This is a genomic window from Nocardia sp. NPDC051321 (assembly GCF_044455225.1).
Classification (GTDB): Bacteria; Actinomycetota; Actinomycetes; order Mycobacteriales; family Mycobacteriaceae; genus Nocardia.
Map to the genome: position 1 here is coordinate 93,423 of NZ_JBITEM010000023.1, position 24,807 is coordinate 118,229.

General features: G+C 65.8%; 23 protein-coding genes and 1 pseudogene. 9 read left to right on the plus strand and 15 right to left on the minus strand.

All coding sequences use genetic code 11. From position 1 onward, the window contains the following. Nucleotides 1–71: 71 nt before the first annotated feature. From ACIA8C_RS40015 to uraD, 12 genes are all read right to left on the minus strand, one after another. Nucleotides 72–947 carry an NAD(P)-dependent oxidoreductase gene (locus tag ACIA8C_RS40015; RefSeq protein WP_397144169.1) on the minus strand — a complete coding sequence of 292 codons (876 nt, stop codon included), beginning with the start codon at nt 945–947 and terminating at the stop codon, nt 72–74. Further along, nucleotides 944–1,747, minus strand: a complete 804-nt coding sequence (locus ACIA8C_RS40020; protein ID WP_397144170.1) for a hydroxypyruvate isomerase family protein — start codon at nt 1,745–1,747, stop codon at nt 944–946. Before ACIA8C_RS40020 ends, ACIA8C_RS40015 begins: the two co-directional genes overlap by 4 nt. Continuing rightward, a complete protein-coding gene (locus ACIA8C_RS40025) occupies nt 1,744–2,124 on the minus strand; it encodes a gamma-glutamylcyclotransferase (protein ID WP_397144172.1) in 381 nt (126 codons plus the stop codon). The genes ACIA8C_RS40020 and ACIA8C_RS40025 overlap by 4 nt, the downstream gene beginning before the upstream one ends. A 128-nt stretch (nt 2,125–2,252) precedes the next feature. Beyond that, nucleotides 2,253–3,320, minus strand: a complete 1,068-nt coding sequence (locus ACIA8C_RS40030) for an XdhC family protein (RefSeq protein ID WP_397144174.1) — start codon at nt 3,318–3,320, stop codon at nt 2,253–2,255. Nucleotides 3,321–3,337: 17 nt separating this feature from the next. After that, nucleotides 3,338–4,780, minus strand: coding sequence for an NCS2 family permease (locus ACIA8C_RS40035; RefSeq protein WP_397144176.1), 1,443 nt, complete (start codon nt 4,778–4,780; stop codon nt 3,338–3,340). A gap of 134 nt (nt 4,781–4,914) precedes the next feature. Continuing rightward, nucleotides 4,915–7,248, minus strand: a complete 2,334-nt coding sequence (locus ACIA8C_RS40040; RefSeq protein ID WP_397144178.1) for a xanthine dehydrogenase family protein molybdopterin-binding subunit — start codon at nt 7,246–7,248, stop codon at nt 4,915–4,917. A gap of 46 nt (nt 7,249–7,294) precedes the next feature. Continuing rightward, the gene (locus ACIA8C_RS40045) at nt 7,295–8,641 is read right to left on the minus strand and encodes an 8-oxoguanine deaminase (protein WP_397144180.1); all 1,347 of its coding nucleotides are present in this window, start codon (nt 8,639–8,641) and stop codon (nt 7,295–7,297) included. Continuing rightward, nucleotides 8,638–9,111 carry a (2Fe-2S)-binding protein gene (locus ACIA8C_RS40050; RefSeq protein WP_396997314.1) on the minus strand — a complete coding sequence of 158 codons (474 nt, stop codon included), beginning with the start codon at nt 9,109–9,111 and terminating at the stop codon, nt 8,638–8,640. Before ACIA8C_RS40050 ends, ACIA8C_RS40045 begins: the two co-directional genes overlap by 4 nt. Then, the gene (locus tag ACIA8C_RS40055; RefSeq protein WP_397144182.1) at nt 9,111–9,980 is read right to left on the minus strand and encodes an FAD binding domain-containing protein; all 870 of its coding nucleotides are present in this window, start codon (nt 9,978–9,980) and stop codon (nt 9,111–9,113) included. Before ACIA8C_RS40055 ends, ACIA8C_RS40050 begins: the two co-directional genes overlap by 1 nt. Before the next feature lie 2 nt (nt 9,981–9,982). Beyond that, the gene (pucL, locus tag ACIA8C_RS40060; protein ID WP_397144184.1) at nt 9,983–10,858 is read right to left on the minus strand and encodes a factor-independent urate hydroxylase; all 876 of its coding nucleotides are present in this window, start codon (nt 10,856–10,858) and stop codon (nt 9,983–9,985) included. Between the two features lie 3 nt (nt 10,859–10,861). Beyond that, on the minus strand, nt 10,862–11,161 hold the full coding sequence (gene uraH / locus ACIA8C_RS40065) for a hydroxyisourate hydrolase (RefSeq protein WP_397144186.1): 300 nt from the start codon (nt 11,159–11,161) through the stop codon (nt 10,862–10,864). Then, complete coding sequence (uraD, locus tag ACIA8C_RS40070) at nt 11,158–11,670, minus strand: 2-oxo-4-hydroxy-4-carboxy-5-ureidoimidazoline decarboxylase (RefSeq protein WP_397144188.1); 513 nt, start codon at nt 11,668–11,670, stop codon at nt 11,158–11,160. Before uraD ends, uraH begins: the two co-directional genes overlap by 4 nt. 162 nt (nt 11,671–11,832) lie before the next feature. On the opposite strand from uraD, the gene ACIA8C_RS40075 reads away from it, so the two are divergent. Continuing rightward, nucleotides 11,833–13,338, plus strand: a complete 1,506-nt coding sequence (locus ACIA8C_RS40075; RefSeq protein ID WP_397144190.1) for a PucR family transcriptional regulator — start codon at nt 11,833–11,835, stop codon at nt 13,336–13,338. A 464-nt stretch (nt 13,339–13,802) separates the two neighbouring features. On the opposite strand, the gene ACIA8C_RS40080 is transcribed toward ACIA8C_RS40075, so the two are convergent. After that, entirely contained in the window at nt 13,803–14,270 is a 468-nt protein-coding gene (locus ACIA8C_RS40080) for a hypothetical protein (RefSeq protein WP_397144192.1), read from the minus strand. 10 nt (nt 14,271–14,280) lie between these two features. Between ACIA8C_RS40080 and ACIA8C_RS40085 the strand changes: the two genes are divergently transcribed. Further along, on the plus strand, nt 14,281–14,787 hold the full coding sequence (locus ACIA8C_RS40085; protein WP_397144194.1) for a hypothetical protein: 507 nt from the start codon (nt 14,281–14,283) through the stop codon (nt 14,785–14,787). Nucleotides 14,788–14,806: 19 nt separating this feature from the next. Here the strand turns inward: ACIA8C_RS40085 and ACIA8C_RS40090 are convergent, their stop codons facing one another. Further along, on the minus strand, nt 14,807–15,346 hold the full coding sequence (locus tag ACIA8C_RS40090; protein WP_397144196.1) for a MarR family winged helix-turn-helix transcriptional regulator: 540 nt from the start codon (nt 15,344–15,346) through the stop codon (nt 14,807–14,809). Nucleotides 15,347–15,421: 75 nt separating this feature from the next. On the opposite strand from ACIA8C_RS40090, the gene ACIA8C_RS40095 reads away from it, so the two are divergent. The 3 genes from ACIA8C_RS40095 (at nt 15,422) to ACIA8C_RS40105 (ending at nt 19,144) form a co-directional block, all read left to right on the plus strand. After that, complete coding sequence (locus ACIA8C_RS40095) at nt 15,422–16,141, plus strand: SDR family NAD(P)-dependent oxidoreductase (protein WP_397144198.1); 720 nt, start codon at nt 15,422–15,424, stop codon at nt 16,139–16,141. Between the two features lie 134 nt (nt 16,142–16,275). Continuing rightward, nucleotides 16,276–17,208, plus strand: coding sequence for a family 2A encapsulin nanocompartment shell protein (locus tag ACIA8C_RS40100; RefSeq protein WP_397144200.1), 933 nt, complete (start codon nt 16,276–16,278; stop codon nt 17,206–17,208). After that, nucleotides 17,180–19,144, plus strand: a complete 1,965-nt coding sequence (locus ACIA8C_RS40105; RefSeq protein WP_397144202.1) for a family 2A encapsulin nanocompartment cargo protein cysteine desulfurase — start codon at nt 17,180–17,182, stop codon at nt 19,142–19,144. Before ACIA8C_RS40100 ends, ACIA8C_RS40105 begins: the two co-directional genes overlap by 29 nt. Before the next feature lie 36 nt (nt 19,145–19,180). On the opposite strand, the gene ACIA8C_RS40110 is transcribed toward ACIA8C_RS40105, so the two are convergent. Then, entirely contained in the window at nt 19,181–20,185 is a 1,005-nt protein-coding gene (locus tag ACIA8C_RS40110) for a polysaccharide deacetylase family protein (RefSeq protein ID WP_397144204.1), read from the minus strand. Nucleotides 20,186–20,403: 218 nt separating this feature from the next. Here ACIA8C_RS40110 and ACIA8C_RS40115 point away from each other — a divergent pair, with 218 nt between their 5' ends. From ACIA8C_RS40115 to ACIA8C_RS40130, 4 genes and pseudogenes are all read left to right on the plus strand, one after another. Further along, nucleotides 20,404–21,897 (plus strand): putative glycoside hydrolase, encoded by a 1,494-nt coding sequence (locus tag ACIA8C_RS40115; RefSeq protein WP_397144206.1) that lies wholly within the window; start codon nt 20,404–20,406, stop codon nt 21,895–21,897. 106 nt (nt 21,898–22,003) lie between these two features. Continuing rightward, nucleotides 22,004–22,486, plus strand: coding sequence for a cation:proton antiporter regulatory subunit (locus ACIA8C_RS40120; protein ID WP_397144208.1), 483 nt, complete (start codon nt 22,004–22,006; stop codon nt 22,484–22,486). A gap of 63 nt (nt 22,487–22,549) precedes the next feature. Then, a complete protein-coding gene (locus ACIA8C_RS40125) occupies nt 22,550–22,690 on the plus strand; it encodes a hypothetical protein (RefSeq protein WP_397144210.1) in 141 nt (46 codons plus the stop codon). Between the two features lie 294 nt (nt 22,691–22,984). After that, nucleotides 22,985–24,807: pseudogene (locus ACIA8C_RS40130) on the plus strand (DNA-directed RNA polymerase subunit beta); the annotation flags it as partial.

The window sequence follows — 24,807 nt, forward strand, 5'->3', positions numbered from 1 at the left end:
AATCCAGCCGACGGGCAGCCGAGAGCTGCATTCCCCGTGGTGCGCGAGCGACTGCGTCGCGGCGAGCCTCCTCACGCCTCGCCCCGGCCCGACAGCGCCTCGGCAACCAGCAGCAGGCCGGAGTGGTCAAGCGAGCCGTAGCCCATGGCCCGCGCCGCGGCAATGAGCTGCGCGGTGAGCGCACCCATAGGGATAGCCACCTCGGCCTCGCGAGCCGCCTGCAGGATGATGCCCATGTCCTTGTGGTGCAGGTCGATCCGGAAGCCGGGCACGAAGTTGCGAGCCAGCATGGTTTCGCGCTTGAGCTCCAGGATTTTGCTGCCCGCGAGTCCACCTGCCAGCACGTCGAGTCCCTTGGCCGCGTCCGCGCCCAGGTTCTCCATCAGCAGGATCGCTTCGGCGACCAGTGCGTAGGTGCCTCCGACGACGAGCTGGTTCGCGGCCTTGACGCATTGGCCCGCACCGCTGCCGCCGACCAGCGCGAAGGTCTTGCCGACCGTCTCGAAGATCGGTGTCGCGGCGGCGAAGTCGGCCTCGGAGCCGCCGACCATGATCGACAGGGCCGCGTTGATCGCGCCGTTCTCCCCGCCGCTGACCGGGGCGTCCAGCACCCGAAGGTCGTTCTTCTTGCCCTGTTCAGCGGTCCACTTGGCAGTCTTCGGGGTGATCGTGGAGAAGTCGATGTACAGCGTGCCAGGGACTGTGTTCTGCAGAATGTCGGGGAAGACCTGTTCGATCTGCTCGTCCTGCGGCAGCATCGTGATGACGATGTCTTTGTCCCGGACCGCCTCGGCGACGCTGGCGGCGGCGGAACCGCCTGCTTCCTTGAGCTTTTCCAGCCCCTTGGGGCCGATGTCGTAACCGGTCACCTCGTGTCCGGCCTTCACAAGATGTCCCGCCATCGGACTACCCATGATCCCGAGGCCGATAAATCCGATCTTGCTCATGCCTGCATCCACTTCCAATCAAGCTCGGGGTCTTTGTATTCGAGGCCGATCCAGCCGTCGTAGCCAGCGGCGCTGAGAGTGTCGAAGAGCGTCGCGAAGTCCAGTTCGCCGGTGCCAGGCCGGCCGCGACCAGGATCGTCGGCGATCTGTACGTGGCCGATGTGCTGGGCGTAGGTCTTGATCACCTGGATCAGGTTCTCGTCCATGCGGGCCAGGTGGTAGAGGTCGCACAGGAAGCGCACGTTCGGCTCGCCGGTCCGCTCGATGACACGCACGGCATGCTCGGCGCTGACGATCGGATAGTGCGGCGATTCATGCGCATTCAGCGCTTCGACCAGAACGGTGGCGTCGATCCGAGCGGCAGCCCGGGCAGCCAACCTGAGGTTCTCCAACGCGAGCTCGTCCTGCTTCACCGGGTCTTCACCGGCGATGCGGTTGCCGTAGAGAGCATTCAGCGCGCGGCAGCCGGTGCGTTCGGCGATCCCGACGGCCACCTCGATATTGTCGCGAAACCTGGCGATCTCGCCCGGGACGGAAACCAGGCCACGCCCAACCGGAATCAGATCGACGAAATTCAGGCCGACCAACTGCACACCGGCATCATCGATCGCACGAACAAATGCATCGATCTCTTTATCTGCCGGTGTCGGGTCGTCGCCGAAAGGCCACCAGAATTCGACCGCGTCGAACCCGGCAGCCTTGGCGGCGGCCGGCCGTTCCAGCAGTGGCAGATCGGTGAAAAGAATAGAGCAATTGACGTCGAATTTCGGGAGACCGGACTCCCCTGCGTAATGCTTCACACAGCTCCTTCGCGATATTTCTTCCAGCTGCCGATGCGGGTGATGTCGATCAGCTCCGGGTACGACGTCGGCGGTCGCCGCAGCACCATCGACAGGACCGACCTGCCGTCGTCCAGCTCGATCGCGCCGAGCTCCAGCTCCGGCGGTTCCGCAGGTAGCAGGTGTTCGCGGAGCACATCGAGTGACACGTCGAACAGTTCGCCCGTGATCGAGTAGCCGCCGTCCGGCGACGGGTCGAGGCCGGGAAAGCGGTCGCCCACCGAGAAGAAGCGATAGCGCGGAGCGGTTTTCGCTTCACCGGCGAACGGCGCACCGTTCAACAGATGGTTGAGCGGCCCGCCGCGCATGGCGGAACCGTTCAGGAAAATCAACGGCATTATCGGGTCCTTTTGTGTCGAATTTCACCAAGTATGCAGGGCATACGCATTATCTGGATAGATGAGATAAACCCAAAGCTGATCGTTTGTTCCGAAGCACATTTGTATGATGCTCCAGCCGAATGCCTTCACCACGTCGGAACTAAGTCCCGATGGATAGGCCCATCGCTGGAAGTGAGTGGCTGCGTCGAGCCGCCGCGGCGTACCGCGACGATCTCGGCGGCGATGGCGACTGCGGTTTCCTCGGCGGTGCGCCCGCCGAGATCGAGCCCGATCGGCGAACGCAGCACCGCCAGTTCGGATTCCGAGAGACCAATGGCGCGCAGGCTGGCCATCCGCTCATCGTGGGTTCGGCGCGAGCCCATCGCGCCGACATAGGCGACCGGCAGACGTAATGCCTTCTCCAATAAGGGGATATCGAACTTCGCATCGTGGGTCAGCACGCACAGCACGGTTCGCGGGTCAACTGCGGTGCGGTCCAGGTAGCGGTCAGGCCACTCGACGACGATCTCGTGGGCGTCGGGGAATCGCACCTTGGTCGCGAAGACCGGACGGGCGTCGCAGACGGTGACGTGATAGCCGAGAAACCGGCCGATTCGCGTCACCGCCGCCGCGAAATCTATTGCGCCGAACACGATCATGCGTGGCGGCGGTACGTACGATTCCACAAAAATAGTGACCGTGCGGTCGCCGCAGCCGATCACCCGCACACCGGTGGCGGCCACCTCGAGCATGGCCCTGGCTTCGGCCACAACGACGGGATCGAAGGTCGCCCCGAGCGTCCACCACGGCCCCAAAGTCATTGCGGCCCCGGTGCTCAGGTCTCGGACGAGCGCCACCGGCTCGGCCGAGCGGAGCAGCGCCTCGATCGTGTCGTGCTCGGCGGGAGTGATCGGCTGGATGAATACCTCGATCTTGCCCCCGCAGGTCAGTCCGACGACGAAGGCATCGTCGTCGCTGTAGCCGAAGGTTTCGCGTACCGGCTGACCGGTACGCAGTGCCTCGCGACAGAGCTCGTACACCGCCCCCTCGACGCAACCGCCGGAAATACTTCCGATGACAACGCCTTCGGTGTCCACCGCCAGCGCGGCGCCCGGTGGCCGCGGCGCGCTGCCGCTGACGCCGATAACGGTGGCGACGGCGTAAGACTTGCCCGCCGTGTGCCATTGCAGGAGTTCTGCCGCGAGATCACGCATTGTTCTTCTCCGCCGTTCTATCCGCCGAGCAGTAGTTCGATCGCCGTGATGCCGAAGTAGCCGGCGAATACGACGCCGACAACCCACATCAGCCAGTGGATTTCACTGAACTTGCCGCGCGCCGCCTTGATGACCACGAAGGCGATGACGCCCGCGCCGACGCCGTTGGTGATCGAGTAGGTGAACGGCATCAACACGATCGTCAGGAAGGCAGGAACCGCGACTTCCAGGTCGGCCCAGTCGATCTTGCGGGCCTGGGTCATCATCAGCGCACCGACCAGCACGAGTGCCGGTGCGGCCGCCTGGATCGGCACTACGGCGGCGAGCGGGGTGAACAGCACTGCGAGACAGAACAATCCACCGGTCATCACGCTGGCCAGTCCGGTACGCGCGCCCTCACCGACGCCCGTCGCGGATTCGACGTACACGGTGTTGCCCGCGCCGCCGCTGATGCCGCCGATCACCTGTGCGACACCGTCGATGGTCAGCACCTTGCCGAGGCCGGGCATGGTGCCACGCTCGTCGAGCAGTCCTGCCTCGTCACATACCCCGAACACGGTGCCCATGGCGTCGAAGAAGCCGGTGAGCACCAGGGTGAACAGCACGACGCCCGCGACAAGCCCACCCGCCCTGGCGAATCCGCCGATCAGGTCGACATTCAGCAGCAACCCGAAGTCCGGCGCGGCGAAGAAACCCTTCGGCGTCTCCGGAACCACCGGCCCCCACGTCTTCGGATCGATCTTCGCCAGCGAGTTGACCGCGATGGCGAGCACCGTCGCGATGGCGATGCTGATCAGGATGGCGCCGGGCACCTTGCGGATGAACAGCGCGAGCATGAGCAGCAGTCCGACGGCGAAAATTACTACGGGCCAACCGGAAAGGTGACCGGCGACGCCGAGCGTGACCGGTGGTCCGGTCTGCGAACCGTGGCCGACCACCCCTGCGGACACCAGGCCGATCATCGCGATGAACATGCCGATCCCGACGCCGATGGCGTTCTTGAGCGACAGTGGGATAGCGTTGATGATCATCGTTCGCAGGCCGGTCGCGGCCAGGATCACGATGATCACGCCCATCAGCACCACCAGGCCCATGGTCTGCGGCCAGGTCATGTGCGGAGCCGCCTGGAAGGCGACTACCGGAACGACACCGAGGCCGGCGGCCAGGGCGAGTGGAACGTTGCCGACGAGACCCATCAGAATGGTGCTGAGCCCGGCCGAGAACGCGGTCGCGGTGGTGAGTTGTGCGATGCTCAGGCTGTTGCCGTCGATATCCTGTACCCCGCCGATGATCAGCGGGACGAGCAGGATAACGTAGGCCATCGCTACGAAAGTGGTGATACCGCCTCGTATTTCGCGGGAGACGGTGGTCTTGCGTGCACTCAACCGGAAGTATCGGTCGAGCGGGGACCTTCCGGTGACCGGCTCCGGGACGGAGGAGTGGGTCTGGACTTGGGTCATGGCGTGCCCTCCTCGGGGCATGGCCGACCTACGAACCGGCCACTGTGGCCGGGTCGCGTGGTTCGGTTCTGCTGTTGTGGGGTCTGTGCTGTGTCGTGGAGATGTGTGGGAACACAAGGCACAACCCCTGTTGATCAACTGCTCCGGATGATGTCTTCCGGACGCACCGGCACTCGGTTGATGTGCACGGTTCCTCCTGCGGATCGGCATGCGTCCCGAATGGCCGAGACGATCGCGGGAGTCGAGGAGAGCGTGGGTGGCTCTCCGGCGCCGCGCAGCCCGTATGGGGCGTGCGGGTCGGCGTTTTCGAGAATCTCCAGCCGCTGTGGCGGCGTATCGAGAATCGTGGGGATCAGATAGTCGGTGAAGGACGGGTTGAGCACCTTTCCGTCGCGGACTTGAATTTCCTCCATGACCGCGAGGCCGAGCCCCTGGGTGGAGCCGCCGTGGATCTGGCCCTCCAGCGACAAGCGGTTCATGATCTTTCCTACGTCCTGGACGGCGTCCAGGGAGACGACCTTGACCAGGCCGAGTTCGGTGTCGACATCCACCACGGCCCGGTGCACGCACAGGGCGAGCTGGGTGTGGCTGTTGCCCTGGCCGGTCACCGGATCCATTCCGGTGGTCGGCTTGTGGTGGTATTCCCTTGTTTCCTCGATGATTTCGTCACCGAGCAGGTCGACGATCGCGGCATAGACCTCGCCGTCGTGCGAGACCACCTTGCCGCCGACCAGTTGGAGGCCGCGGGTTGCGCCGAAACGTCCTTGGGCGAGGGCGAGGACGCGCATCCGTATCGCCTCGCACGCGGCTTTCACCGCACCGCCGGTCATGTAGGTCTGCCGGGACGCCGAGGAGGAACCGGCGCTGCCGACCTGGTTGTCGGCCGGGTGGATGGTGACCCGCTCGATGCCCAGTTCGGTGCGCGCGATCTGCGCCTCGACGGTGACCAGTCCCTGGCCGACCTCGGCTGCGGCGGTATGCACCAGCGCAACAGGTTCGCCGCCGATGACTTCCAGCCGCACACGGGCGGTCGAGTAGTCGTCGAAGCCTTCGGAGAAGCAGATGTTCTTGATGCCGACGCCATAGCCGATGCCGCGCACGACGCCCTCGCCGTGCGTGGTTTGCGAGACGCCGCCGGGCAGGTTCCGGATATCGGTGGCGTCCAGCGCTGCGGGCAACGGCATTTCGCGGGCCTGACCGAGCATCTCGGCCATCGGCATCGGCGCGTGCACGATCTGTCCGGTGGCCAGCTTCGATCCCTGCGAGACCGCGTTGATCTGACGGACCTGGACCGGGTCGAGGTCGAGCGCCTCGGCGACCTTGTCCATCATCGACTCGTGCGCGAAACAGGCCTGCACCGCGCCGAATCCGCGCATCGCACCGCAGGGCGGGTTGTTGGTGTACACGCCGTACGCGTCGATCTTGATGTGCGGAATCTCGTACGGGCCCACCGCGAGTGACGACGCGTTGCCGGTGACATTGAGCGTGGCCGAAGTGTAGGCGCCGCCGTCGAGCACGATCCGCACCTCGGCGAAGACGATCTTCCCGGCCCGGGTCACGCCGTACTCGTAGCGCATCTTCGCCGGATGCCGGTGCACGTGCCCGAAGAAGGATTCCTCGCGGTTGTAGATCATCTTGATCGGCTTGCCGGTGTACAGCGCGAGCATGCCCGCGTGGATCTGCATCGACAGGTCCTCGCGGCCGCCGAACGCGCCGCCGACGCCGGCCAGGGTCATCCGGATCTTGTCTTCGGACAGGCCGAGACAGGGTCCGATCTGTTCCAGGTCGTTGTGCATCCACTGGGTGGCGACGTAGAAGTCGAGCCCGCCGTCCTCGCCCGGCGCGACCAGGCCCGCCTCAGGCCCGAGGAACGCCTGGTCCTGGATGCCGACCTCGTAGTCGCCGGTCACCACCACATCGGACAGTGCACGGCCGACCGCGATATCGCCGACCCGGACGGGCTGATGCCTGGCGATGCCGCCACGCTCCTGCACCTTGTTGGCTTCGGGGTCGGCGACCACCGCGAGCGGATCGGTGATGGGCGTCAACACCTCCCATTCGATGGCGATCACCTCGATCGCGCGGCGTGCGATCTCAGGGTGGTCCGCGGCGACAAGCGCGATCGGCTCGCCGTGGTGGCGGACCTCGCCGATGGCCAGTACCGGCTGGTCCCAGGTCATGTCGAGGCCGAAGACGTTGCGCCCCGGCACGTCCTCGTGGGTGAGCACCGCGTGCACGCCGGGCAGCGCGAGCGCCTGGCTGATGTCGATGCTGACGATGCGGGCGCGCGGATGCGGGCTGCGCAGCGTGGCGCCCCACAGCATTCCGTCCATCCACAGGTCGGAGGCGTAGGCGAACTCGCCCTTGACCTTCAGGTTGCCGTCCGGGCGCAGCGGGCTTTCGCCGATGCCGCCCTTGCCCGGCGCGGCGACCTCACCCGGAAATCGCGTGGTGCGTGCGGTGGTCATCACTTCTCCTCTCGCCGGCGGGAGCTGGCACAGCTGCGCGGCGCGCTCATGCCTGTCCCCGCATGAGCCGTACGCGAGCCGCGGCGCCCGCCCGGCCGACCGCGTCGTGCGCGACCGTGCGCAGTTCGTCGTTCTCGACAACAGTGCGTCCGCCGACAAGCAGCCTGGCCAGTGGCGGCGTCGGCCCGAAAACCAGCGCGCACACCGGGTCTTCCACCGCCGCCCGGAATCCGTCCACCCGCCACATCGCGATATCCGCGAGCTTGCCGACCTCCAGGCTGCCGATTTCCTGCTGGCGACCGAGATTGCGTGCGCCGCCGAGAGTTCCGATCTCCAACGCCTGACGTGCGGTGAGTGCGGTGGGTCCGTGCACAGCCCGTTGGAACAACATGGCCTGGCGCATCTCCCCCGCCATGGACGTCAACTCGCTCGACGCCGCGCCGTCGACACCGAGACCGACCGGCGCACCGGCCCGCAAAAGCTCGGAGACGCGGGCGATTCCGGCACCGAGGCGAGCGTTGGAACTCGGGCAGTGCGCCGAGCCGGTGCCGGTTTCGGCGAAGCGGCGGATGTCGGCGTCGTGCAGGTGCACGGCGTGCGCGAACCAGACGTCCTCGCCGAGCCAGCCGAGCTTCTCCATGTATTCGACCGGGGTGCAACCCATCTGCTCGCGGCAGTGCTCTTCCTCGTCGAGCGTCTCGGCGAGATGGGTGTGCAGCCGGACGTTCTTGGTGCGCGCCAGCAGTGCGGCGTCGGTCATCAGGCCCTCGCTCACCGAGAACGGCGAGCAGGGTGCGACGGCGACCCGCAGCATCGAGTCGAACGACGGATCGTGATACTTGTCGATGGTTTCCGAGGTGTTCAGCAGGATCTCGTCGCGATCCTCGACCACCTCGTCCGGCGGCAGGCCACCGTCGGACTGGCCGCGATCCATCGAACCGCGGCACGGGTGGAACCGGATGCCGAGCTCGTGCGCGGCCCGTACCTCGGCGTCGAACAGGTCGCCGCGACCCTTCGGGAAGACGTAGTGATGATCGCTGCTCGTGCTGCAGCCGGTCAGCGCCAACCAACCCAATCCCGCACTGGCCGCGCCGTATACGACGTCGGCGTCCATGCCAGCCCAGAGCCGATAGAGCCCGGTCAGCCATTCGAACAGCGTCGAGTCCTGGAACAGGCCCTGGCTCGCCCACTGGTAAAGGTGGTGATGGGTGTTCACCATGCCTGGGGTGACCAGGCAACCGGTGCCGTCGATGCGTTGCGCGTCGGGCACGATGGGTGCCGGTCCCGCGCCGAGGGATTCGATCCTGCCGTTCGCGATCACCAGATAGCCGGAGGCGATCTCCGGACCGACGACCGGTGCGATGTAGGCGTTTTCGATGACCGTCTTTGTCATTGCGCCGTCGCCTTCCGCTGCGCCGCCAGCCGCACTGCGTCGAGGATCTTCTCGTATCCGGTGCAGCGGCAGAGGTTTCCGGCCAGGGCCTCGCGGATCTCCACATCGGAGGGATCGGGGTTGTGCTCGATCAGGTCATGCGCTTGCACGATGAGACCCGGTGTGCAGAAACCACACTGGACCGCGCCCGCTTCGACGAACGCCTGCTGCATCGGATCCAGCTTCGTGCCCTGCGCCAGACCTTCCACGGTCCGTACCGAGCATCCCTCGGCCTGGCCGGCCGCGACCAGGCAGGAGCACACCGGCGTGCCGTTCAAATAGACCGTGCAGGAACCACATTCACCCTGTTCGCAGGCATTCTTGGAGCCGGGGAGCCCCATCCGCTCGCGCAGCATGTAGAGCAGGCTCTCGCCCTCCCACACATCGTCGACGGTCTCCGTTGAGCCGTTCACGTCGAAGGTCACCCGCATCAGGCTGCCTTCCTTTCTGCTAGGTAGTCCGTCCATGCCCAGCCCAGGGTGCGGCGCGCCAGCACCGAGAGGGCGTGTTTGCGGTAATCCGCGGTGCCACGGACGTCATCGATCGGCTTGGCGGCGGCCGAGACTAGCGCGCCGAACTCGCGCAGCACCCGATCGGTGAGCGGCGCCGGGTCGTGCCACGGCAGCTGGGTGGCCAGGAATTCCTCGGCGGGCTGAGCGCGCAGCGGCGTCGGACCGGACGAGCCGATGCCCGTGCGCGCCGTCCCGCTGCTCGGGTAGAGCGCGATGGCGAACGAACACACCGCGATCACCATGGCGTTACGGGTGCCGACCTTCGAAAAGTACTGCGGCCCTTCGGCAGGTGGCAACCAGACCGCGCTGATCAGCTCGTCCGCCTCGAGCGCGTTCTTGCGCACCCAGATGTAGAAGTCGTCGATCGGAATCATCCTGGTGCCGCGGGCCGCCGACGCGACCTCGACCACCGCGTTGCCCGCGAGTAGCGCCGGATGCGCGTCGCCGGCAGGGGAGGCACCACCGAGGTTGCCGCCGACGGTGCCGCGGTTGCGGATCTGCGGCGAGCCGACTGTGCGGGAGGCCTGGGCCAGACCGGGCAGCTGCCCGCCGAGCCGGTTGATGATCCGGACGTACGGCACGCCGGAGCCGATCCGGATCTTGCCGTCGGTCTCCTTGTAGTCGAACAGCTCTCGGCACGGGTTCAGGTCGAGTAGGGCGCTCGGGCGGCCCTTGTCGAAGTTGAGTTCGACCATCATGTCGGTGCCGCCCTGAATGGGGGTGGCGTCCGGGCGTGCTGCCTTGATTTCCAGGGCGTCCGCCCACGAGGTGGGTCGTAGGAAATCCATCGTCACTCCCACGCAGGCCCGGCTGCGGGCGCGTTCTCGCGCAGCACGGTGCCTTCGATCAGGCCGTACGGGCGGTCGGCGGCGTAGAACACCTCGTTGTCGTTCTCCAGTCCGAAGGCGGACAGGTCGACGACGAAATGGTGCTTGTTGGGCAGCGACAACCGGACCTCACCGACCTCCGGGCAGGTGTTGAGCACGCGCTCGCCCATCGCGTACAGGGTCTGCTGCAGCGAGTAACTGTAGGTTTCGGCGAACGCCTCCAGCAGCGCGCGCTTGACCTCGCGGTAGGTCTTGTCCCAATCGCTCGGCTCGCCGACGAAGCGCCACTCCGCGTTGACCTCGGTGGCGAGGACGCGGTCGTAGGCTTCCTTCAGCGTCGTGTACTTGTCCTTCAGGTAGCCGTGGAACTCCGAACCGGTGGAGTTCAGCACCACCAGGCCCGCCAAACCCGCAACAACCCAAGCGTTTTCGCCGTCGTAGTGCACTCGCGCGGTGCGCACCTCCTGGCCGGAGCGAACGAACGAGTGCTGGTCGGTGCTCGCGTCGAGCACGATGCGCTCCCAGACGTATTCCTCGACGCTGACCCGTGCGTGATGGATGGTCGGCTGCGAATCGACGAAATGCCGAGCCAGCAGCACACCGAACGCCTCGGGTGAGGTGATGCCGTGTTCCTTGGCGAACGCGAAGACGGTGTTCTTCTGCGTGTCGGTGGTCAGCACCGCGCCGTTGTCGCCGGTGAGGTGCACGTCATCCATGTCTCCGGAGAGGGCGACGCCGACATTGAGGTCCCGGATCTCGTGCACGCCACCGTTTTTCGTCACGCTGACGACGTGGGTCTCCGCTTTGCCATATCGGTTCGGTCCGAGCTTGATCGACATTGTTCAGCTACCTCGATAGGTGGAGTAGGAATACGGACTGAGCAGCAGCGGCACGTGGTAGTGCGCGGCCGGGTCGGCGACGGTGAAGTCGATGGCGACCGAGGGGTAGAAGGGGCTGATCTCGCCGGTGTCGAAAGTCAGCCGGTGCGTGCCGGATTCGGGTGCGGGCAGGTCTTTGATGCGGCCGTCGTCGTCGGTGAGTCGCTCGGCGAGCACGGTGCCGTCGGCCCGCGACAGCCGCACCCGCAGCCCAGCGGCGGGGCGGCCGGTGACCGCGTTCAACACGTGAGTGGACAGACTCACCTGTCCCCCAGCAGCTTTCGCACGCGCAGGCGGGTGATGTCGGCGAGTTCGCTCTGTACCTTGATGCGTTCGTCGAGCACCGTATTGGCCAGCCGCTTGCGCTGCTCGGTGAGCATCTCCTCGGCGCTGCGACCGGTCGCGCGGATCAGGAAGACGTGGCCGAATCGTTCCTCGTAGGCCAGGTTGCCCGCGGCAAGCTCGGCCCGCACCGCGGCATCGGCGGTCGCGGCACCGGACTGTTCGCCGCGCGACCACGCCGCCTCCCGCTCGGACAGCTCCGCCTTGGCCCGGTCGCCGATGCGCGGATGCGCCGACAGCGCCTCCGCCACGTCCGGCCAACTCAGCTCGCACACCGCGGCAACGGCCGCGGCGGTGGCACTCGCGGCATCGGGGTAGGGCCGGGAGGCCGCCACCTTCTGCGCCCACTGCCTGGACGCGCAGCAGCTCAGCAGTTCCTGCTCGGCCTGGTCCGGAGGCAATGCGTTGAGCCATCCGATGTCGCCTGCCATCTGACCTCCTGTCGGGGTTCGCCAATCTGTTCCGCAAGTACACCCGCAGAGGAACACCGCAGCTAGAAACGAGAAATCTGAACTGTGCGACAGTTCACACCCAACTCTTTGTGCGAATGTCCAAGGGCGTTCACCAGGGGTGCGACTGTTAGCCTTCGCACCGTGCGCCTTCGATCACTGCTGACCATGGCGGACCTGGGGCTCGAGCTCGTCACCGGCGAGGAAGAGCTGGACCGGTTCGTGCGCTGGGTGGTGACCACGGACATGCTCGATCCTGGTCGCTACCTGTCCGGAGGCGAGCTTGTGCTCACCGGCATGCAGTGGCGGCATGATCCCGCCGACAGCGAGGTGTTCGTTCGAGCGCTGGCTCAGGCCGGGGTGGCCGGAATGGCCGCCGGTGACGCCAGGTACGGGGGTGCGCCGCCCGACGTGGTCGAGGCCTGCCGCAAACACCGGATTCCGCTGTTTCGGGTCCCGGAGAATGTCGCGTTTGCCCAGGTCACCGAGCAGATCACCCGCAACCTGTCGACCGGGCGTGCGGCGGATCTGACGGCGATCCTGGACCGGCACCGTCAGCTCGTCTCGGGTGCCGGACTCGGTTCGGTACTCGAGCTCATCGAACGCGACCTCGGCATGCGATGTTGGGTGGTGTCGTCGACCGGACGGGCGGTGGCCGGGCCCGGCACGCCGCCACCGGTCGAGGTGACCACCGCGTTTCTCAGTGCCCGTCGGCTGCCGGTCGCGTTTCTGCACGAGGACAGCCGGTTTTCCCTGTTCGCGGTGGATGAGCATCGGACATCGCGGGCCGCGGACTGGTTCCTCGTCTTCGAGGGCGACTACACCGAATGGCCAGAGGAGCGGCGCGCGCTGGCCGGCGAGCTCGCGGCCGTCGTCTCGCTGGAACGCGCGCGGCAGGACGACCGGCAGAGCGCAGAGGGGCGGCTCGCCCAGGAACTCATCGAGTTGATCGTGTCCGACGCCAAACCGACCGAGATCATCTCACGACTGGAACTCACCGGTCTCGGACCCGCGGAGACCTACATTGCCGTCGCGGCCGCCGCCGATGACACCTTGCGACCCGGTGAGTTACGCGTGCTGCTGCGCGAAATCCTGTTCGGCAGAAGGCCTGCCGCCGGCGTGGTGGACGGCGAGGCTATCGCGCTGATTCCGGCGGGCCCGGACACTCCGGTGATCGACGAAATCAACCGTGCGGTAAACGCTTTGGAGCCCGGGCTGCGCGGAAGTCGACTATCGGTCGGCGTCAGCGGTGTGGTCGACGGCGAGGGCCTGCGCGGCGCCGTCGAAGAAGCCCGCTACGCCCGCCGGATGGCCGCGGGCCGACTACAACCCGCCAGCGTCGTCGGCCACGACGAACTCGCCACCCACATGCTCCTGCTCGCCTCGGTCCCCGACGAAGTCCGCCGCATGTTCCGCCTGCGCCTGCTCGATCCCCTCACCACCTACGACCAGGACAATCGTGCCGACCTGGTGCATACTCTGGAAACCTTCCTCGAGGTCTCCGGCTCCTGGACCAAGTGCGCCGATCTTCTGCACGTCCACGTCAACACCCTGCGCTACCGTATCCAGCGCATCGAAGAACTCACCGCCCGCGACTTGTCCCGCCTCGAAGACCGAGTTGACTTCTTCCTGGCGCTGGCCCTGCGCTGACCTTGGCGAGATGCGGCGGTAGCTGGGCAAATGGCCAGTGATCGAGGCGCGTCGGTTCGCGATCGAGGTATGCGCAATGGCCAAGGAATGGTGGTCCTCCCCTTCGGCACCGGTGCTGGTGCTCGCGGCGGTCGCGCTGGCTGCTTCGAGCTGCGGCGCCGGACCTGACCTGCGTTCTTCGGCGGTGTCCGCTACGCCTACATCCCAGGTGGCGAGAGGGTCGGTCAACGCCTCCGGTGTGACGGTCAGCGGGAAAGTCGGCTCGATCGGTGTCACCGCCACTGCGCCGACCGATGTCGCCGATGTCGGTACGCACCTGGTGATGTCGGCGGCGCCGCCTCCTTCCGCAAAGGCGTCCGACGTCGAGGTCGGTGCGGCGCCACCGGTCGAGTTCGGGCTCGGTAACGGCGCGCAGCCGGGCAAACCCGCTCACCCTGAAGTTCGATCTGTCGGACAGCCCAGACCTATACAGCAAATTCACCGATTCGGTCCGTCCGGTGATCGCGGTCGAGCAGGGTGGCGACAGGTCGAAACCCGATCTGCTGCTGCCGAATTGGGACACGGCGTCGAAGGCGCTGACCACCACCACCGATCATCTCAGCAGCTTCCAGGTCAACCTCGTCGACGTGGGGGCCGCCCTCGATCGGGCCGCCAGACAAGCCTGGCAGACGGTGGCAGGCAGTCTCGATTCGCCGTGTAAAGACAAGAGCGACATCACCGTCGGCACGAACAAACTCACCTTGGTTCCCAGCAAGCCGGGCGTGGTCGCCGCGTGCCTGCGCGACACCGGCGCCGGCATAGCCGTCGACTTCACCTCGAACTCCGCCCAGTACTACCGGGTTGCCGCCACTCCGGCCGGGAAGTTCACCAATATCCAGCCCCTGTCGGGCGCCGATCAGCTCGCGGTTGCCCTGCACGATTCCTTCGATCACCAATCCCGGCTTGCTGACTCCGAAAGGCAGAGGCACGCTGCTCTTTCCGCCTGGAACAGCGTCGGCACAGGTACACCTCGACGTCGATCCCGCCGCGCTGCAACTGGAAACGATCCTTACCGGCCTCGACATGCTCGGCGCCGACGGCGACGCGCTGGTCGCGGCGTTTCAGACCAGCAAGGCGGGCTACGACTGCCTTGTCACGCTGTATCAAAGCTGGACCACCCCGAACAAGCCTGACACCGCCGAATTCACCAACGCGCTCGGCGATTTGGCCCAATGCGGGCTCACCAGCGCCGAGGCTGCCGTCGGCAACCAAGACGCGCACCGGGTGCTGCACCGAATGAGTGTGGCCGTCTCGCTCTTCACGACCCTGCCCAACCAGCTGCTTGCCAGATGGACATCCCTGGTTACGCCTGCGGCGCGAACTGGTCTGAGGCCAAGCGCAATTCGACTCTCGTCTACGTGGCTGCCGCCGTCACCTACGGATCGTGTGCGAACAACACCTGGGTACTGACGATGGCGCTTTCGAACACTCAGGTATCCGCCGAACCGACCTGGATGATCTTGCCAAGGCCGAGGCGCGGCATCAGGTCCTGATGCAGGATGCGGAGCAGGTCGGTCAGGTTGGCCTGCTGCTCGGCGGTCAGACTGGAGAGCAGGTCGAGCTCGCGGCCGAGCACCTGGTCGACCAATCGTTCAACCACCGCGTGCCCGGCTGGAGTGAGCGCGACGACCACGCCACGCGAACCGTCGTCGAGGGTCGTCCTGGTGACCAGGCCCTCAGCTTCCGCGCGGGCGACCCGCTGGGATATCGCTCCCGCGGTAAGCATGGTGCGTTCTTTGAGTTCGCGGGTGGTCAACCGGTATGGCGGACCGCTGCGGCGCAGCACGCTGAGCAGATCGAGGGTGGCCGCGTCGGCACCCTCGGCGGCGAGCACCCGGCGCCGATCGTCGCCAAAGGCCTTGGCCAGATGCCATATCCGCGTCACGACGCCGATGCCATCGACCGGGGTGCCCGGCCGTTCGCGGAGCCACGCCAGCGCGATAGCGTCGACCGGATCGTTGTCGTCCATCCCACTCCTAGGTTGCGTTTAGACCTAAACGAAGTCTATGTTTAGGTCTAAATGTACTCGATGAGGGAGACCGACATGGGACGCAACATCGTAGTGACCGGCGGAGCCACCGGAATCGGCCGGGCGATCGCGCGCATTTTCGCGGCCGAGGGCGATTCGGTGGTGATCACCGGCCGTCGGGCCGAGCCGCTACACGCGACAGCCGCGGAGCTCGGCGTCACGGCACGAGTCTGTGACGCCACCGATCCGGCGCAAATCGAAGCACTCCTCGACCAACTCCCCCGCGAGATCGACGTGCTGGTCAACAACGCCGGCGGTAACACCGACTTCGACTCGGCGGCGCCGACCGACCTGAAAGGCCTGGCCGACGCCTGGCGGGCCAACTTGGACGCCAATTTGATCAGCGCGGTATTGATGACCACGGCAGTGCGCGACCGACTGGCCACCGCCGGCGCGGTGGTGAACATCGGCTCGATCGCCGCAGATAAGGGCGCGGGCGCCTACGGCGCGGCCAAGGCCGGGCTCGCCTCCTGGAACACGCAACTGTCCGCAGAACTCGGACCGCGCGGCATCACCGCGAATGTCGTTGCCCCCGGCTACATCTCCGACACGGAGTTCTTCCGCGACAAGTTGACCGACCAGCGCCGCGAATCGCTCATCGCGGCGACCCACACCCGCCGCCCCGGTGTACCCGAAGATATCGCCGCCGCCGTGCACTACCTCGCCTCCCCGGCGGCTCGGCAGGTCACCGGTCAGGTGCTGGCGGTCAATGGCGGAGAACGCACCACTCGGTAACCGGATCCGCCACCGATAACCCGCCGCGGCACGCGGTGCAAGGCGGGCAATAGGGGCGATCCGGGCAAGTCGGGAGCCAGGGGCTAGCATGGGCGAGCTGGTAACGGTGGATTTGCCGATCCCAAGGTGGTTCGATGACAAAAGCTGTTCCACGGCCGGTGGCACTGGGCGATGACGCTGCCCGGACCCTCGCCAATGCAACGAAGACCGTTCCGCAGATGGAGTCGATCACCCCACGGTGGTTGGTTCATCTGTTGAACTGGGTGCCCGTCGAGGCCGGTATCTACCGGCGAAACCGGGTCACGCACGAACAAACCGTCGATATTCAGTGCGACAACTTCGACGAGTCTCCGCTGCCGGAGACATTTATCGACTACGAGCCAGACCCGCGCGAGTACCGGCTCAAGGCCGTGCACACCATTCTCGACGTGCACACCCGCGTCTCGGATCTGTATTCGAGCCCGCACGATCAGATTGCTCAACAGTTGCGGTTGACCATCGAGGCAATCAAGGAGCACCAAGAGGGCGAGCTGATCAACAGCCCGGACTACGGTCTCATCGCGAATGCCGCGAAGAAGCAACGGCTCTCGACGATCGCCGGCCCACCGACGCCGGACGACCTCGACAATCTGATCACCAAGGTCTGGAAAGAGCCGGGCTTCTTCCTCACCCACCCGCAGGGCATCGCGGCGTTCGGCAGGGAATGCACCCGGCGCGGTGTGCCGCCGCCGACCGTGAGCATGTTCGGGTCGCAGTTCCTGACCTGGCGTGGGATTCCCATTATTCCGTCGGACAAGGTTCCGGTGGAACGCGGGAAGACCAAGTTCGTGCTGATCCGCACCGGCGAAGCCCGTCAGGGCGTGGTCGGGCTGTATCAGCCGGGTCTGGCCGGCGAACAGGGACCGGGCCTCTCGGTGAAGTTCATGGGTATTGATCGCAGCGCGATCGCGTCATATCTGGTGTCGCTGTACTGCTCGCTGGCGATTCTGACCGACGATGCGGTGGCAGTGCTCGACGGAGCCGAGGTGGGCAAGTTCCATGACTACGCACCGACCTACCGGAGCTGACATCGCACGCCCAGGCGACGACGGCGGTGCCGAGTGGCCGCTGCCGGACGAGGCGACGCTCAATCGCCTTGCCGGAGCGTTCTTCTCGGCGCTGCCGTCGGGGTCGGCGGGTCCGCCCGCCGCACCGGTAGGCCTGAGCGTGGCGCAGCCGGATATGCCGACGTCGCCGCCGAATGTGCCGGTGCCGTCACCGGTGCCTGCGGCGACGGCGGCTGGTGCGCCGGGGTTTGCCGGTGCGACACATCCTGGTGGACGTACGCCGGATGCGGCATCATCAGGCGCACAGGGCGTTTCGGGTGTCACCCTTCCGGGCGGCAGTACGCCGACACCGTCGGTCCCTGGCGTCAATGGCACCGTACCTTCCGATGGCAGTACGACCTCATCTCCGGCACCATCCGGCACGCAGGGTTTTTCGGGTACTACGCCACCAGGCGGCAGCACTCCGGCGCCATCGGTGCCCGGCTGGGGACGCGACGTGCCGATGGCCGATGCGGCGGGCCCACCTGCACACCAGCCGGTGGGCACCGCTGGCATCCACAACGACCCGTTCCTCACAACGCTGCCGTCGCTGCGCGGAGTGCTTTCTCCGCAACGTTTTCCGGATGCCGCACCGCAGCAGTCGTCTGCGTCGCCGAGCTTCTACTTCCTGGATTCGCCCGGCAATGCCGCGTCGACCGGCCCCGCCGCGTCGTACCGCGTCCCCGACGCACACCCGCCCTTCGACGTGCACGCGGTGCGCAACGACTTCCCGATCCTGCGCGAACGCGTGAACGGCCACCCACTGGTCTGGTTCGACAACGCCGCGACGACCCAGAAACCACGTCCGGTGATCGACCGCATCGCCCATTTCTACGAGCACGAGAACTCCAATATCCACCGCGCCGCACACGAATTAGCGGCGCGCTCCACCGACGCCTACGAGCAGGCCCGCGACATCGTGGCCAGGTTCATCGGCGCGTCGTCGGCGGAGAAGATCATCTTCGTCCGCGGCGCCACCGAGGGCATCAACCTGATCGCACAAACGTGGGGCCGCAAGAACATTCGCGAGGGCGACGAGATCATTATCTCGCACCTCGAGCACCACGCGAACATCGTCCCCTGGCAGATGCTTGCCGCCGAGACCGGCGCGCAGTTGAAGGTCATTCCGGTGGACGACAGCGGCGAACTGATGCTGGGCGAATACACCAAGCTGCTCTCCGATCGAACGAAACTTGTTTCGGTGGCGCATGTTTCGAACGCCCTCGGCACCATCACGCCGGTGCGCGAGATCGTTGCCGAGGCGCAGCGGGCCGGGGCGGTCACCCTCGTCGACGGCGCGCAATCCGTCCCGCACACCACCATCGATGTGCGCTCGATCGGCGCCGACTTCTTCGTGTTCTCCGGCCACAAGCTGTTCGGGCCCACCGGAATCGGCGTCGTCTACGGGAAATCCGAGATACTGCAAGACGTTCCGCCCTGGCAGGGCGGCGGCAACATGATCAGCGATGTCACCCTGGAGCGTTCGTTGTTCCAGCCGCCACCCGGGCGTTTCGAGGCGGGCACCGGCAATATCGCCGACGCGGTCGGCCTCGGCGCCGCCATCGAATACGTCCAGCGCATCGGCATGGACGCTATCGCGCGCTACGAGCACGAACTGCTCGAGTACGCGACACCTCGGGTCGCCGCGGTACGCGGTATCCGACTGGTGGGCACCGCCGCCGACAAGGCGAGTGTGCTGTCCTTCGTCATGGCCGGCTACGAACCGATCGAGGTCGGAAAGGCGTTGAACGAGAAGGGCATCGCGGTTCGCGCCGGGCATCATTGTGCCCAGCCGATTCTGCGTCGCCTCGGCTTGGAGGCGACGGTGCGTCCGTCGTTCGCCTTCTACAACACCTGCGCGGAGATCGATCGGATGGTCGCCGTCCTCGAACAACTCGCCGCTAGTTCGCCGCGGTGAACGCGGCGTCCGGCAGAACCTGATCGAGCGGTCGCATCAGTACGACTTCGCCTGACCCGACCACCGTGGGTTCAACGTCCCGGATAAGCGTGCAGGGAAGGAGATCTGCTTTGGGTTGCCATCGGAGGTGTAGCGCTGCTCCGGGTTTGCCGCGAGCCGGTCGAGCCAGTAGGTGGAGTCGAAGTCGACCGCCGTTCTGCCCGAACGGATTCGGGGAACAGCCGTGGGATCGAGTTCGCCGTATTGCGAAGGCGCCGGCTCGGCACCGACCAGCAGCACCGACTCGAACGCGTAATTCGTGCCGTCCCAACTGCCTGCGGTGGCCAGGCTGCGGTCGGCCGGGGCAATGCCGAGCGGCAACGCCATCGTCCGCACCTGGCCCGGCGCCGCCGACACGATGGCGCGGACGTTGTCCGCCAGCTCGCGTTGGACGCCGGTGCTGTCCAACTGCGCGAGGTTCGCGTGGCTCGCGGTGTGCGCGCCGATCTCGTATCCGTGTGCGGCCAGCCACGATAGGGCTCGCGGATTGTCGCCGAACGGCTGGTTGTTGACGTAGAAGGTCGCGGTGGGCGCGAACTCCGGATGCTCGATCCGGAACTGTTCGAGGATGCCGACGGCGGTGTCGGGCGCGACCTTGCCGTCATCGGTGACCGTGAGCTGACTGAGGGTCGAGTCGTCGAAGGTGAGCACCACCGGATGGGTGCCCGCCGGCAGGTCGAAGGCGCCGGAGATGTAGGCCGACGTCGTCACCGGACGGTAGTTCTCGGCGAGGAGTCGATCGAGTTCGGCGCGGAATTTCGCTGGCGTCTGGTCGTATTCGCTGTCCGGCGCAGACGCCAGCTGGTGGTACATGAGGACAGGCACGACGCCGAGTTCGTTGGCACCGATCGCCCCCGGATCGGGCGCGGGGCTACTCGACGGTGGCGCGGTCGCCATCGCCCGCAGGGTGGCCGGGTCATGGTCTGCGGCGCAGGACGCGGCGGCCGTGCACACCAGCACCGACAGGACAACTCGAACACCGATAGTCGCGTTCTTCGCCACGCGCAAACAGTACGCGATTGCGACCATTTCGTAGCGTAAGGAACTCGGGCAAAGTAGCGACGGGCGCGGGCCGAACCCGCGATAGTTGAGCGATATTCAGACGAAAGTTGGTGTGCGCGTTGCTAGAAAGACTAGGCGTTACAGGACACCGGCGGTTGACGGCAGTCCTGGTTATCTCAGTCTTATCAATTCTTGTCGCTTCTGTGACCCTGAGCTGGGTGCGCACCGAACCCCGTGGATTGACCGTCACCGGTCTCCCGAACAGTCTGGTCGGTGCGACGACCTTGTCCGCCATGACTTTGCGCGTAGACGCGGGTGCATACGACCCCGGCGCCGTGCGGCTCGAACTCGACGGCCAGCCGGTCACCGGCACGGTCGACGGCAGCACCATCGCCTATCGGCCGGGGCCGCTGTCCGATGGCGAGCACAAGTTCACCGCCGAGATCCCGCCTAGCTTTCTCGGCTTCCTGCGCACCGGCCCGGGCGTGTCGAAGACCTTCACCGTGGACAACGAGGCACCGGCCCTGGAGCTGACGCAGCCCACTGGCGTGACTTCTTACCGCCAACCGGTTACCTTGCGCGGCAAGGCGAAAGACGCCGCGCGCGTGTCGATCGGCACACAGTCGGTGACACCAGCCGACGACGGATCGTTCGAGATCACGATGCCGCGCGCGCAAACCGGCGCGCAGGTGATCGCCGTGGACGGGGCGGGCAACGAGGCCGCACAGCCGATCACGGCAGCCATCGAGCAGCCGCGGATCAAGGCGGTGCACGTGACCGCCTACGGATGGGCCGACGACGAACTCCGCGAGGACGTGCTGAACATGGCGCGCGATGGGCGCATCAATACGGTGCAGCTCGATATCAAGGACGAGGACGGCATGGTCGGCTACGACTCCCAGGTGCCGCTTGCCCGCGAATCGGGTGCCGTCACGCCGATCTACGACCCGCCTGCGGCATTGCGGCAGTTGCACGACATGGGCATTCGGGTGGTCGGCCGGATCGTCGCGTTCCGGGACAAGACGATGGCTGAATGGGCTTGGCAGACAGGCCATCAGGACTGGGTCATCCAAACACCTTCTGGTCAACCGTATTCCAGCAGGTACGGCCCGATCGCCTTCACCAATTTCGCGAGCCCCGAAATACGCAGATACAATATCGATCTCGCGGTCGAGGCGGCCAAAATCGGCTTCGACGGTGTCATGTACGACTACATCCGGCGCCCGGACGGCGCGCTGTCGCAGATGCAGTTCCCCGGCTCGACGACCTCGCCGACCGTGTCGATCGCCGAATTCCTGCATGAGAGCCGCGATCCCGTCCGCGACGCGGGCGCCGAGCAGAGTGCCGCGGTATTCGGCGTGGCCGCCACCCGCCCCGAAGAGATCGCCCAGGACATTCCATTGATGGCCAAGTACGTCGATTACCTCGCGCCGATGCTGTATCCCTCGCATTGGAACGCCGGCGAATACGGTGTCGCCAACCCGAATTCGCAGCCCTATGACATTATTTTCCGCTCCTTGCACGACTTCCGCGCCCAGACGCAGGGCACCGCCGCCAAGGTCGTCCCCTGGTTGCAGGACTTCAGCCTCGGCGTCAACTACGGCCCCGGTGAGGTCAGGGCCCAGATCGACGCCGCGAACGATGCCGGCGTGAACGGATTCTTCCTGTGGAGCCCCACGGTGCGTTACCACCTCGCTGGGCCCGCTGACTGATCCGAGCGGCGGCACCGCGCGATCGCTGGCTGTCTACCCGGACCGACAGCGGGCGATCGCGCACAAGCATCACGCCTGCGACACACGACGCGGTTACGCTGATGTAGTGAACGTTGAAGTGACGCGCCTGCCGGGCATCGGTGTGCGCAAGGACTTTCCGATCAAAGGCGTTCGCCGCCGGATCGGCGTCATCGATCACAAGGACGGCACGACCTATCTGATCGTCAGCAAGTCCGACAATCCCGAAGCCACCGAACAGATTCCGCTCTCGGCGTCGGAGGCGGCCGCATTGGCCAACCTGCTCGGCGCACCCCAGCTGGTCGCACAGCTGCGTGCCGAGCATCGCGAGTACGACGGCGTCAATACCCGGCAGTTCGCCATCCTCGGCGGCTCCCCGTACGACGGCCGCCCGCTCGGCGAGACCGAGATGCGCACCCGGACAAGGGCTTCCATCGTCGCGATCATGCGAGGCGGGTCGGTGATCCCGTCACCCGCCCCGGACTTCACCTTCGCCGCGGGCGATCTGCTGGTGATCGTCGGAACGACCGATGGGCTCGACGCCGCCGCAGGCATCCTCACCGACGGCTGAGGCTGTCCTGGTCAGCCGCCGAGAAGATCGAACACCTCTTCGGCTCGGTCACGGGTGCGGTACATGTCCCAGGCCCTGCTCGCCGAACGCATCCCGCACGCACGGATGCGGCTGATCCCCGGCGCCAGGCACGCCTACTTCGACGAATTCCGCGCCGTCGCGGGCCCGCTCGTGCTGGACTTCCTCGACGAAGCACACCTATAACCCATGGCTCCCCTATGCCTGCACCGGCCGAATTAGTGGCAATTTCGCCGAAAGCCTTGACTCAGGCACATTCCCGGAGTTAATATTCCTACAGAGGAAACATTCGAAGTGGTTATCACATGAGCCTAAATATCGAATGCCTATTGTGCTGCGCCAAATCTGCGAGTAACTTGGGACGTTGCGCTGGCTGCCTCCTGTCCGACCACACCAACCCACTTATGTGTATCACCGTCAATTGACGTGGTGATCGCTTCTTGCGGTGTGCGAGTCGGTTCAGGTAGGTGACCACCCGCAATTCATCAGCAGTGTGAGGTCGCGGAAGGACGCACCGTGTCAGTCTCGTCCCAAAAAGTCACCACTACAGCCCAGGTAATCGCCGCAATCCCCGGCGCCCCGAAACGGGTGTCGTTCGCCAGAATTCGTGAACCCTTGGACGTGCCGGGCTTGCTCGACGTCCAAACCGACTCCTTCGAATGGCTGATCGGCGCGCCGGAATGGCGGGCGCGTGCCGCCGCGCGTGGCGAGAACAGCACCGCGGGCGGCCTCGAAGAGGTGCTCGCCGAGCTCTCCCCGATCGAAGACTTCGCGGGCACCATGTCGCTGTCGCTGTCCGACCCTCGGTTCGAAGAGGTCAAGGCCTCCATCGACGAGTGCAAAGACAAGGACATGACCTACGCGGCACCGTTGTTCGTCACCGCGGAGTTCATCAACAACAACACCGGTGAGATCAAGAGCCAGACGGTCTTCATGGGAGATTTCCCGATGATGACCGACAAGGGGTCCTTCATCGTCAACGGCACCGAACGCGTCGTCGTCGCCCAGTTGGTTCGTTCGCCGGGTGTCTACTTCGACCACTCCGTCGACAAAACCACTGAGAAGGACCTGCACAGTGCGCGGGTTATCCCCGCCCGTGGTGCGTGGCTGGAGTTCGACATCGATAAGCGCGACTCCGTTGGTGTCCGCATCGACCGCAAGCGTCGCCAGCCGGTTACCGTGCTGCTCAAGGCCTTCGGCTGGACCGCCGAACAGATCGTCGAGCGTTTCGGGTTCTCCGAGATCATGATGTCGACGTTGGAAAAGGACCACACGGCGGGCACCGACGAGGCGCTGCTGGACATCTACCGCAAGCTGCGTCCGGGCGAGCCGCCGACCAAGGAGTCCGCGCAGACCCTGTTGGAGAACTTGTTCTTCAAGGAGAAGCGCTACGACCTGGCGCGCGTCGGCCGCTACAAGATCAACAAGAAACTGGGTCTCGATATCGACTCGGCCACGTTGACCGAGGCAGACCTCGTCGCGATCATCGAGTACCTGGCGCGTCTGCGCGCCGGCGACAAGACCATGACCGCCGAGGGCGGCGTCGAGGTGCCGATCGGGGTCGACGACATCGACCACTTCGGCAACCGTCGCGTGCGCACGGTAGGCGAGCTGATCCAGAACCAGCTCCGCATCGGCTTGTCGCGCATGGAGCGGGTGGTTCGCGAGCGGATGACGACGCAGGACATCGAGGCGATCACGCCGCAGACCCTGATCAATATCCGCCCGGTCAGCGCGTCGATCAAAGAGTTCTTCGGTACGTCGCAGCTGTCGCAGTTCATGATGCAGGACAACCCGCTGGCGGGTCTCACCCACAAGCGCAGGCTGTCGGCGCTCGGACCGGGCGGCCTGTCCAGGGAGCGGGCCAGCATCGAAGTTCGCGATATCCACTTCAGCCACTACGGGCGGATGTGTCCGATCGAAACGCCGGAAGGCCCGAGTATCGGTCTCATCGGCTATCTTTCGGTGTTCGCCCGGGTCAATCCGTTCGGCTTCATCGAGACGCCGTACCGCACAGTCGTCGACGGTCAGGTGACCGATGAGGTGGTTTATCTGACCGCCGATGAAGAGGAACGGTATATCCGCGCCCAGGCCAACTCGCCGGTCGACGCCGAGGGACGACTGGTGGAGCACAAGGTCCTCGCGCGGCGCTTCGGCGACGAGGTGGAGTTCGTCGCGCCGGTCGAGGTCGACTACATGGATGTGTCACCGCGCCAGATGGTGTCGGTCGCGACGGCCATGATCCCGTTCCTCGAGCACGACGACGCCAACCGCGCCCTGATGGGTGCGAACATGCAGCGTCA